The sequence below is a fragment of the Delftia acidovorans NBRC 14950 genome (assembly GCF_001598795.1).
Taxonomy (GTDB): domain Bacteria; phylum Pseudomonadota; class Gammaproteobacteria; order Burkholderiales; family Burkholderiaceae_C; genus Comamonas; species Comamonas acidovorans.
Genome location: NZ_BCZP01000082.1, coordinates 1 through 981, shown reverse-complemented (window position 1 = coordinate 981; position 981 = coordinate 1). Strand labels below are relative to the sequence as shown.

The 981-nt window shown below is 69.9% G+C and carries 1 pseudogene; it reads left to right on the top strand.

The features are described 5' to 3' along the window. Positions 1–981, top strand: a pseudogene (locus tag DA1_RS30970) (hypothetical protein); the annotation flags it as partial.

Here is a 981-nt window from a genome sequence, read left to right as displayed (position 1 = left end):
CCTACGAACCCGACCAATCCCACCAATCCCACGGATCCGACGAACCCGACCAACCCGACCAATCCCACGGACCCCACCAATCCGACGGATCCCACGGACGGCCATGGCCTGATCACCTCGGTGCAGGACGTGGTGGGTGCGCTGTCGGGCGGCACGGTGGCAGGCCCGGTGGGCAACCTGATCGATACGCTGGTCAATCCCGGCAGCGGCACGCTGTCCGGGGTGACAGGCCTGCTGGAGAGCTTGACCAGCACCAATGGCGGGCCGCTGGGCGTGCTGACCGAGCTGGTGGACGGCCTGGTCAACATCCAGAATCAGGGCCTGGAGCCCCTGATCAGCACGCTCAATGAGCTGCTCAAGGGCCTGGACGAAGCGGGTTCCGGCGGCTCCATCGGTACGGTAGTGGACAACGTGCTGGGCGGTCTGCTCGACGAAGACGGTGCGCTGGGCGGCCTGCTGGCCGGCGTGGGCGGACTGCTGGGCGGCCTGGTGGGCGGCGGAACGGGCAACCCGCCCGGCACGCCGGACAGCGGCGTGGTCACCTCCGTGCAGGACGTCGTGGACGGCCTGCTGGGCGGCACCGTGGCGGCCCCCGTGGGCCAGTTGCTCGATGCGCTGACCAATCCCACGGACGGACTGCTGTCCACCGTGACCGGCGCGCTGGAGAACCTGACCAATGTGGAGGGCGGCCCGCTGGGCGTGCTGACCGAGCTGGTCAACGGCCTCACCCAGGTGGACGGCGAAGGCCTGGCCCCGGTGATCGGCACGCTCAACGAGCTGATTGCAGGTCTGGGCAACGGCCTGGGCGAAGATGGGCTGGGCGGACTGGTCGGCAGCCTGCTGGGCGGCCTGGTGCCCGGTGGCGGCACGGGCGGTGGCACGGGTGAAGGCCTGGTCACCACGGTGCAGGACGTGGTGGACGGCCTGCTCGGCGGCACCGTCGCAGCCCCTGTGGGCCAACTGCTGGATGCGCTTACCAAT